This window comes from bacterium (genome assembly GCA_026708055.1).
In the GTDB taxonomy this organism is placed as follows: domain Bacteria; phylum Actinomycetota; class Acidimicrobiia; order Acidimicrobiales; family CATQHL01; genus VXNF01.
In genome coordinates this window covers 42388-51660 of sequence record JAPOVS010000050.1, presented here as the reverse complement: position 1 = coordinate 51660, position 9273 = coordinate 42388, and the positions used below count along the sequence as shown (strand labels likewise).

At 70.1% G+C, this 9273-nt stretch carries 5 protein-coding genes; 3 read left to right on the top strand and 2 right to left on the bottom strand.

What is annotated here, in order from left to right; genetic code table 11:
- The coding region (locus OXG55_10580) for a hypothetical protein (protein MCY4103686.1) at positions 1 to 6167 on the bottom strand (6167 nt) is incomplete at its 3' end.
- A 384-nt stretch (positions 6168 to 6551) separates the two neighbouring features.
- On the opposite strand from OXG55_10580, the gene OXG55_10575 reads away from it, so the two are divergent.
- The 3 genes from OXG55_10575 to OXG55_10565 are packed head-to-tail and all read left to right on the top strand — an operon-like array spanning position 6552 to position 8523.
- Positions 6552 to 7250, top strand: coding sequence for a hypothetical protein (locus tag OXG55_10575; GenBank protein MCY4103685.1), 699 nt, complete (start codon positions 6552 to 6554; stop codon positions 7248 to 7250).
- A 6-nt stretch (positions 7251 to 7256) separates the two neighbouring features.
- Complete coding sequence (locus OXG55_10570) at positions 7257 to 8072, top strand: hypothetical protein (GenBank protein MCY4103684.1); 816 nt, start codon at positions 7257 to 7259, stop codon at positions 8070 to 8072.
- Between the two features lie 7 nt (positions 8073 to 8079).
- Complete coding sequence (locus tag OXG55_10565; protein MCY4103683.1) at positions 8080 to 8523, top strand: hypothetical protein; 444 nt, start codon at positions 8080 to 8082, stop codon at positions 8521 to 8523.
- A 30-nt stretch (positions 8524 to 8553) separates the two neighbouring features.
- Here the strand turns inward: OXG55_10565 and OXG55_10560 are convergent, their stop codons facing one another.
- Positions 8554 to 9243, bottom strand: coding sequence for a helix-turn-helix domain-containing protein (locus OXG55_10560; GenBank protein ID MCY4103682.1), 690 nt, complete (start codon positions 9241 to 9243; stop codon positions 8554 to 8556).
- Positions 9244 to 9273 lie beyond the last annotated feature (30 nt).

The window sequence follows — 9273 nt, the reverse complement described above, 5'->3', positions numbered from 1 at the left end:
AGGGTCCCCGCGCTGCACGAGTACGTCGTCGTCGTCTTCGGCGCAGCGGTGAGGATGCAGTTCGAGCCCGACAGCCTTCCCGAACTGCACGAGTAGGTGATGGTGGCGGCGGTGGTGAGCTTCTTGCGGCACAGATAGTAGAGGCCGTTGTAGATGAGCGTGTAGCCCGCCGGGCACGTCGCGCCCGTCGGGCTGGTGTAGGTGTACTTGTGACAGGTCGTGGCGCTGCGCGTGTAGCCCGACGGGCAGGAGTACGTCGCCGTCGCTGGCACCGTCTTGCGGCAGTAGCGGGTGATCGCGCCGCCCAGCAGCGTCGTCACCAACCGGTACCCCGACCGGCACTCATAGGTCGTCTTCGCCGCCGCCGCTACCGACTTCTCGCACCTGTACCCCGCCACGCCCGGCTGCACGAAGAACCTCGCCAGCGAATACCCCTCCGAGCAGACATACGTCACCGTCGCCGTCGCCGCCACCGACTTGCGGCAGTACTGGCCGCCCAACGGGATCCTCGCCAGCGAATACCCCTCCGAGCACGAATACGTCGTCGACGCCGTCGCCGGCACTGACTTCTCGCACCTGTACCCCGCCACGCCCGGCTGCACGAAGAACCTTGCCAAGACATAGTCCCCCGAGCACGAACGCGTCACCGTCGCCGTCGCCGGCACCGACTTGCGGCAGTACTGGCCGCCCAACGGGATCCTCGCCAGCGAATACCCCTCCGAGCATGAAGGCGCTGTCTCCGCCGTCGCCGGCACCGACTTCTCGCACCTGTACCCCGCCACGCCCGGACCCACGAAGAACCTCACCGGCGAATACCCCGCCGAACACGAACGCGTCGCCGACGCCGGCACCGCGTCGGTCTTCGAGCAGGACGCCCCGCCGCTGACCGGCGTGAACCCATCCTCGCACTCGGGGTCGCCCAGACTCGCCGTCGGCGCCGCGCCCAGCGACCGGGTGCACTTCTCGACACCGTCAACAGGCACCACCGCATACGGGGGCTCAAGGCTCGGGCAACTCGCAACCCGCTCTCCCGGCGTCACCGGCGCCGAATCCGGGCGCTCGCACGCAAACCCCGCACCGACAGCCCTCAACGCCCAGGAATGCCCATCCTCCGGACACACCCCCGATACCTCCACGATCGGATCCACCTCCACAGGAACCGTGCACGAACCAGACCCACCAACACTCCGACCCGCAGCAAGAGGCGTGCTGCTGTCCGAGCGGCCCCCCGCGCCCGCGCTCCGCGGACTAATTGGTGAAGTTGGCGTTGCGGACACCCTGTCGGACATTTGACTGCGCATGAACACGCCTAAGCGCGCCGCCTCGACGCTGAAGTCATAGGCGGTCCGGTTCCGCAAGCCGTCGATCGTAACGGTGATACCGCATGTGATCTGGACTGCGTCTTTGAAGGCGTCAACCTCGATCGGTTTCCGTATTGTTTGGGTTCCGCCCTCGAAGTATACGTGGATATAGTACTTGGTGGCACCAGGGACTTTGTTCCAGGACAGAGTCACGTACCTGTTGCCTGCGACCGCTTGACGGATCCGCGGCTTTTCAGGGGGACCGAAAACGATCAGCGGTTCACCCAGCGACCATTCCGTATCACGCACATTGGCCTGCCAAGTCGCATGCTCCTCTATCTCACGCCTTGATGTCTGTTCAATATCGCCGCCTGTGATACCGAACACCGCGAACTCACGGCCTCTTATATTCGTGAGGGAGTCGCCTATCCATAGGTTTTGCACCCGGACGACCTGTCCGTGTTCGTCTCGTACCTCGGCTTCACCATTAGCCAGCCAGTCCCAGGCCCAATCTCGGCTGAACGAACCCTTATATACCCATGTGTCGTTTGATTCCACCTCCCGTCCGAACACCACATAACGCTCTGCATTGCTCACGTAATTCCTAGGACTAGCCTTGTCCGCAGGCGGACGGCCCGCATATAGCCTCCATCCCGCCGAATCTCCGTCGTAGAAAAACATGCCGACGCGCGCCCTCGGATGATAAAGCGCATATAAGTCCTCCAAGTCCCGATCTTGTATCAAGTCTTGAGCCCTACTCCACCCATAGTCATTGGCCTCGCTGGGGATGCATTTCCCCCCTGCCATGACTGACACGAACGTTGTGCTACCACAGTTCCCGTAGTCGCCAAGACCGAGCATATGGCCCAATTCATGGATCATCACACGCAGCTTGTCTCCTGCTAGTATTGCACCGGGAACCTCCGGGTTCGGAGGCGGTGCCGCGGTCGGTCCAGAACCGTATCTCCTGTCAATGTAGATTGTCTTCCCGGTGACTCTAGGTGGATTGCCTCCAACCCGAAGGGTTTCCGCGCATGCCGGAGGAGTTCCGTCGCAGTAGTTTGAGATACTGTCCGCCGTTACCTGAATTACCTTCACGTCAATCTCGTTCTGACTACTCGGACAGGCACTCCTAAAGTCGAAGACGTCTCTTGAGAAACCTGCGTTCGCGATCTGAATCCGCTGATTCCATGCATCGGTGCTCCGTTGAATCAGTTGTTTCAACGCAGAGTCGTTCGCGAGAGTACAGACAACTAGTTCCTCGCCAGCAAGCATTTTGAGGTGCACGCCGACATACGTGCCGTCAGGGAGGTCTTGGTAGGGTCGCCAGCGGTCCGGTTCGGCACCGTATTCTTGTCCGGTTGGTTTGGCGATCTTGAGTGCGCTGAAGAGTGGGTTGGCTGTGCGTGTACGGGTATTGGTATGTCCGATGCCTGTCGGGGTGGTGCGGCGGATTTCTCGTCCGGTGGTCCAGTCCAGGACGATTTCAGCGCCGCTGGTGGGTTCTGTGAAGTGTGCTGTGTTGTGTTGGCTGAGGCCGGTGAACTGGAGGGTGAGGCCTCGGGGCAGGGTGATGAGGACCCAGTCGTCGGGGGTGCCGAGGACGTAGGTCTTGCCGGGGTGCATTTGACCGTCGTTGTATTCGGTGGTATACGCGTCCTCGGCTATTTCGATTTGGATGTCGGTGCTGGTGGTGACGGCGGTGTTGTCGGTGGCGGTGATGGTGAGGGTGCGGGGGCCAGCCTCAACGACGTTGGTTTCGACAGTGACGGAACTGAGGTCGATGCCGCGTTGGGCGCAGCTGATGGTGAAGGTGCCGGTGGGTTCGGTGTGCGTGGTGCCGGGGGCGTCGGGACTGGTGATTGTGTAGGGCGCGGCGCCGCCGGTGACGTGGTAGGTGATGTCAATGTGGCCGACACCTCGGCGTCCGCCGCCGGGCGCCAGGACGCCTTCGGAGCCCAGGCAGTGGGACGGCGCGGCAAGCGCGATGGTGAGTTCGTCGGGTGTTTGGATGGTGGCGGTGAAGGTCTGAGTGGCCGATCCGGCGGTGTTGGCGGCGGTGAGGGTGACCGTCGCGGTACCGGCGGCAACACCGACCAGGGTGACCGTCGAGCCGTCGACGCTGGTGGTGAGTTTGGTGGTGTCGCTACTGGTGGCACTGTAGGTATGGACGGTGCCGCTGAAGGCATCGGCGATCTCGAGGGGGAGTTCGGCGCCGACGGCGATGGTGCGCGCGGTGGGTGTGCTGGCTGTTCGGGGCGCGGTGAGGGGGCTGACGGTGACGTTGAAGGATCGTGCGGCGCGTCCGGCGGCGTTGATGGCGGTGATGGTGACGGTGGTGGTTCCGGCGGTGACGCCGGTGAGGGTGATTTCTGGGCCGTCGGCGGCGGCGGTGAGTTTGTTGGTGTCGCCGGAGGTGGCGGTGTAGGTGTCGATGCGCCCGTTGAAGCCGGCGGCGATGTCGATGGTGAGGGTTTCGGTGGCCTGCAGGGTTTGTGCGGCGAGTGGGGCGCCGAGTGTCGGCGCGGGCGGCAGGTTCACCGTCGCCGACATGGTTTGGGTGGCGCTGCCGGTCACGTTGGCGGCGGTGACGGTGACCGTGGCGGTCCCGGCGGCGACGCCGGTCAGCGTGATCACCGAGCCCGCCAGGGCGATGTCCAGCACCGCCCCGTTGCTCGAGGTCACCGTGTAGGCGTCCACTGTGCCGCTGAAGGCGCCCGCTGCGTCCACGGTGGCGCTGGCGCCGGCGGTGAGGGTCTGGGCGGCGAGCGCGCCGGCCGCCTGGGGCGCCGCCGGCGCGACGGTGACGGCGATGGTCTGGGTGGCGCTGCCTGTGGTGTTGGTTGCGGTGACGGTCACGGTCGCCCGGCCCTCGGCGACGCCGGTGAGGGTGAGGACCGAACCCGTCGTGGACACCGTCACGGCGGCGGTGTCGCTGCTGGTGGCGCTGTAGGCGTCGACGGCGCCGGTGAACGCCGCGGCCACGTCGACGGTGGCGGTTCCGCCGACGGTGAGGGTCTGCGCGGCGAGCGCGCCGGCCGCTTGGGGCGCGGCGGCGTTGACGGTCACGGCGAAGGTCTGGGCGGCGCTGCCGGCGGCGTTGGTCGCGGTGACGGTGACGGTGGCGGTGCCGGCGGTCACGCCGTTGAGCGTGAGGACCGGACCGTTCACGCTCGTCGTGACGACCGACGTGTCGCTGCTGGTGGCGGTGTAGGTGTCGATGTTGCCGTTGAACGCCGCGGACATGTCGATCTGCGCGGCGGCGGCGCGTGCGGGGATCTGCTGGGCCGCGGGCGCGTCGCCCCTTGTGGGCGCCGAGACCGCGAAGGAGACGCTGAGGGTGTAGTCGGCTTGGACCCTGGGGGAGCGGGCGGCGGTCTCGATGGTGTAGGCGCCGGGCTGGAGGACGCGGCGGATCGAGGGGTTCGACGCGGCGCGGGTGTGGCCCGCGGAGGCGAGCAGGCGCCCGCCGGCGCCGGCGCCGCCCAGCAGGTACAGGCGCGCTTGGGGGCCGCTGGTGAGGGCGATGCGCGCCTCGCCGGCGTCGGGCACCGTGAAACTCGTGTAGTCGGCGTAGTAGCGGACCGCGCGGCTGGACGTGGCGTGCAGGGACCGGCAGCCGTCGCCGCGCGCCCACGAGCCGCTGCGGGCGGCGGTCGCCCCCGCCGCGACGGCGCCGAGCGACGTGACGCACGCCGCCGGCGGGGTGAGCGCCATCGAGTCGATCGACAGCGAGAAGTCCCCCTCCCTGCTCGGGCGGTAGGTCGCCGCCGCGATCGTGTAGGCGCCGGGCTGCAATTCCGCCCATCCCGTCGCCGGTGCGGCCGCGCTGGGGTTGCCCCGCCGGGCGATGACGCGCCCGCCGGCGCCGGCGCCGGCGAGGAGGTGCAGGTACTTGCCCTGGGCGGCGGACAGCGCGAACCGCGCTTCCAGCGCCTCGGTCACCGTGAAGGTGTAGTAGCGGGCGTAGTGGCGCTGCGCGGCGCTGTCGGGGAGATGCACAGACCGGCAGCCGTCGCCGCGCGCCCACGAGCCGCTGCGGGTGGTGATCGGCCCCGCCGCCAGGGCGCCCAGCGGCGTCGTGCACGCCGCCGGGGGCGACAGCGCCATCGAGTCGATGCTCACGCTGAAGTCTCCCTCCCTGTTCGGGTGGTAGGTGGTGGCCTCCAGTGTGTAGTCTCCGGGCTGCAAGGCCTCCCACAGCGCCGCCGACGCCGCCCGGGGGGTGCCCGCTGAGTCCAGGACGCGCCCCCCGGTGCCGGCGCCGGCCAGCAGGTACAGGCGCCTGCTGTGGGGACTCGACAACCGGAACCACGCCTCCAGAGGCTCGGCGACCGTGAACGAATAGTACCGCGCCGCATAGCGCGCCGACGAGCCCCCCGCGCGGTGCGCCGACCGGCACCCGTCGCCGCGGGCCCAGGCGCCGGTCTTGGTGGTGACCGACCCCGCCGCGAGGGTCCCCAGCTCCACCACGCAGCCCGCCGGCAGCACCTTGGCGGCGAAGGTCTGCGCGGCGCTGCCCGCGGTGTTCGCGGCGGTGACCGTCACGGTGGTGGACCCGGCGCCGACGGGCGTGACGGTGACCGCCGAACCCGACGCCGACACCGACACCACCGCCGTGTCGGCGCTGCTGGCGCCGTAGGAGGCGACGGCCCCGGTGAAATAGTCCCCCGCCGCGACCGTGCGCGCCGCGCCGCCCACGGACAACTCCACGTCCGGCACGCTCCCGGTCGCCGCAGGCGCCACGACCTGCGCGCCCGCCCCCGTGGGGACCACCACGGCGCCTCCCACCGCGCCGGCCAACAACGCCGCCGACACCACCCACGACACCAAAGCCCGCCCACCACGCACACCAACGTCGCCCATGACCTGCCCCTCCGCGCCGCCTGCCCGGGTGCCGGCCTCGGCCGGCGCGGCATTTCTAGCACACTCTGAGCAGAAAACCTATATTATCGTGCTAAACTCCGATATTCATGCGAGAGAGCTGCCTGCCCCGTCTGAGCCTTTGGCCGGCCGACACCGGCGACGGCGGGGCGGCGAGGGCCCCGGCCCGCGCCGCGAGGGGGCTCGCCGGCGGCGATCGACGCCGGCCCCCAGCAGTTGGGGCGCCGGGGCTCATCGAGCGTGCCCGGCTCCCTGCCGTCCTGCTAGGCGGATCGTGCGATGTCGACGGTGGCGATGCGCCCGTCCGCCGTTGACGGCGCGCCCGGCAGTGACCGAGGCGGGCCGTGTCCGGAGGCGCGTCGGCGGGTGGCCGAACGCCGCCGCGGCGACCAGCGCGGCGGCGCGGTGAGCCTGTGGGTGGTGCTGATGGCGCCGGTGGCGGTGTTCGCCGCGGTGGTGGCGATGGCGACGCCGCAGCGCCTGCGAGCCGAGTCGTCGATCCACGAGGCGGCGGCCGACCTGGCGACGTTGGCGGTGGCGTGGCGCCACGGCGAGCAGACCGTGCGAGGGCCCCTGGAGGGATTCCCTCCCGAGTGCGCCGGCGCCGACCCGTACGTGTCGGGCCGCTGCGAGCTGCTGTTCGCGGCGCTGGCCGGGGACCTGGGGGCGACGGGCATCGACCTCGGGTCGCTGCGGGGCTACTACAGCGATTCCCTCACGACGTCGCCGCTTCCGAGCGCCGAGGCCCTCCCGTGCGGGATCGGCCATCCGGCGGCGTACCGGTCCGTCGTGCTGGACGCCGTCCACGTCGCGGTCGTCGCCGATTGGCGGCAAGCCGGGTGGGCCGCCGCGCAGGTGTGGCCGCGGGGCCTGCGGATGGGAGCGGAGTCGGTCGGGCGCCTGACGGTCGCCGCGGATCCGGGGAGCCCGCCGCCGGTTCCGGCGTGCGGGTCGCGCCTGGACGTCTCCGACGCGTCCGGGCGCTCGCTCCGTGTGTCCGATCCGGCGGGGCCGTCGCGGCGCCTGCTGGACTCGGTGGGGGCGCGGACACCGCTCGGGGAATAGAAGGCGGTGGCGGGGCGGGGCGGCGGCCGCGGCGCGGAGGGTTCTGCGGCGCTGGAGTTCGTGACGTTGGCGCCGGTGTTGATGCTGCTGGCGCTGTTGGTGCTGTGGGCGGGTGTCTCGGGCCGTGCGGGCCTGGTGGCCGACCTGGCGGCGGAGGAGGCGGCGACCGCCGCTGCCCTCTGCTGCGAGGAGGGCGAGGGGGAGCGGCGCGAGACGGTGGTGGAGACGGTGCTGGAGGCGCGCCCGGGTCTGGATTCTCTGTGCATCGCCGGGGTGCGCCCTGCGGGGGAGCGGTACGTGTCGGAAGCGTCGCTGTACTTCGACCCGTCCGACGGCGGTTCGGCGGGCGGCGTGGGTGTGCTGAGCGTGGGAGTCGAGTGCGAAACCGGCGGCTCGGTGGCGCCGCTGGGAGGGCTGTTCCCGGCAGTGACCGTCGAGGGGCGGGCGTCGGCGGTGGTGCGCCTGTCGTCCCCGGTCGGCCCGTCGGGCTTGCCGAGGCTGGAGGTGGACGACGCCCGGGCCTCCGAGGGAGACCGGTTCATGACCTTCGACGTGTGGCTTCATCGACCTCGAGCCGGGGATGTGTCGGTGTCGTGGTGGGCCGTGGCGCAGGCCGGCCAGGCGACGGCCGGAGCGGACTACGCCATCGTGTCGGGCACAGCGACGGTGTTCCCGGGAGAGCGGGCGGCGGAGGTGCGCGTGCCGCTGATCGATGACGCGCTCGACGAGCCGGACGAGACGTTCCTGCTGGTCCTGGGCAATCCGTCGGGCGCGTCGTTGGATCGGCCGGCGGCGGTGGGGACCATCGTGGACGACGATTGACCGCGCCGTGGCCCCAGCAGCGAGAGTCGGGCGGAGCCGGGGGCGCCGGGGCGAGGCGGGCGGGCGTGGCCAGCGCGGGCTCATGACCCTCGAGTGGTTGCTGGTCGTCGGTGCGGTGGCGGCGCTGGCCGCGGTGACGGCGCACGTCGTGCAGCGCGTCGTGGAGGACGAGGTCGCCGGTTTCGAGGATCCGGCGGTTCTGATGCTCGACGCGGAGGTCGCGGCCAGCTTCGTCGTGGACGAGGCCTACGAGGCGGCTGTCCGGGAGGCGGCGGCGGATCCGTCGTTCCGCCCCGACGATCCCGCCTTCGTGGCACCGTTCCGGTCGCGCTGTGAGGAGCTGGCCACGGCCCGCCGGTTCGGTGAGGTCGTACTCGGCGCCGCCCTCGTCGCGTCATCCGCGGCCGAGCGCCCGTTTCGATGCGAGCTCACCTTCCGCGACTCGCCGTGACCGTCCGTTGTGGGCCGGCCGGGCACCCGCCTACCCACGACGCGGGTGCTGCACAGCGTCCGCTCGGGTCCGTTCCGGGCTCTGCTCGTCCGCGAGGGGCGAGTGCGGCATCCCGAGGCGTCGCAGCCTGCTGGCGTAGGCGCGGGGCGTCTCGCCGTACGTGCGCTTGAACTCGGAGATGAAGTGGCTGACCGTGCTGTAGCCGACGGCCTCGCACGCTTCGCTCACCGCCCGGTTCTCCTCCACGAGCAGCGCTCGCGCCCGATCCAACCGCAGCCGCTTCAGGTACTGGTAGGGCGCCGAGCCGGTGCTCGCCTTGAAGAGGTGCGCGAACGTCGACACCGGCATCGACACATGGTTCGCCATGTCTTCCACCTTGATCGGTTTGTCCAGTTCGTTCCGCATGAACGCGATGGCGGCGCTGATCCGATCACCGGCGTTCTCGCGGTACGCCGCCTCGGCGAGCGCTGCCCCCTGCCCGGTCCGCAACACCCTGTAGGCGGTCTCCCGGAGGGCGAGGGGGGCGAGGACATGACGATCCGCGTCGGTGTCGGTCGCCCGGATGAACCGCGCCAACGCGCCGGTGAGTTCGTGACCGAGTCGGCCGACGCCGGCCGGCGGCTCGTCCGGCCCGACGGGGGGGGGGGGGGGGGGGGGCCCCGCGGGGGGGGGGGGGGGGTGGGAAAAAAAACCGACGGGAGACGGGGGGAGGAACCGCAGGCCCGCGGGGACCAGCGGCCCGCCGCCAAG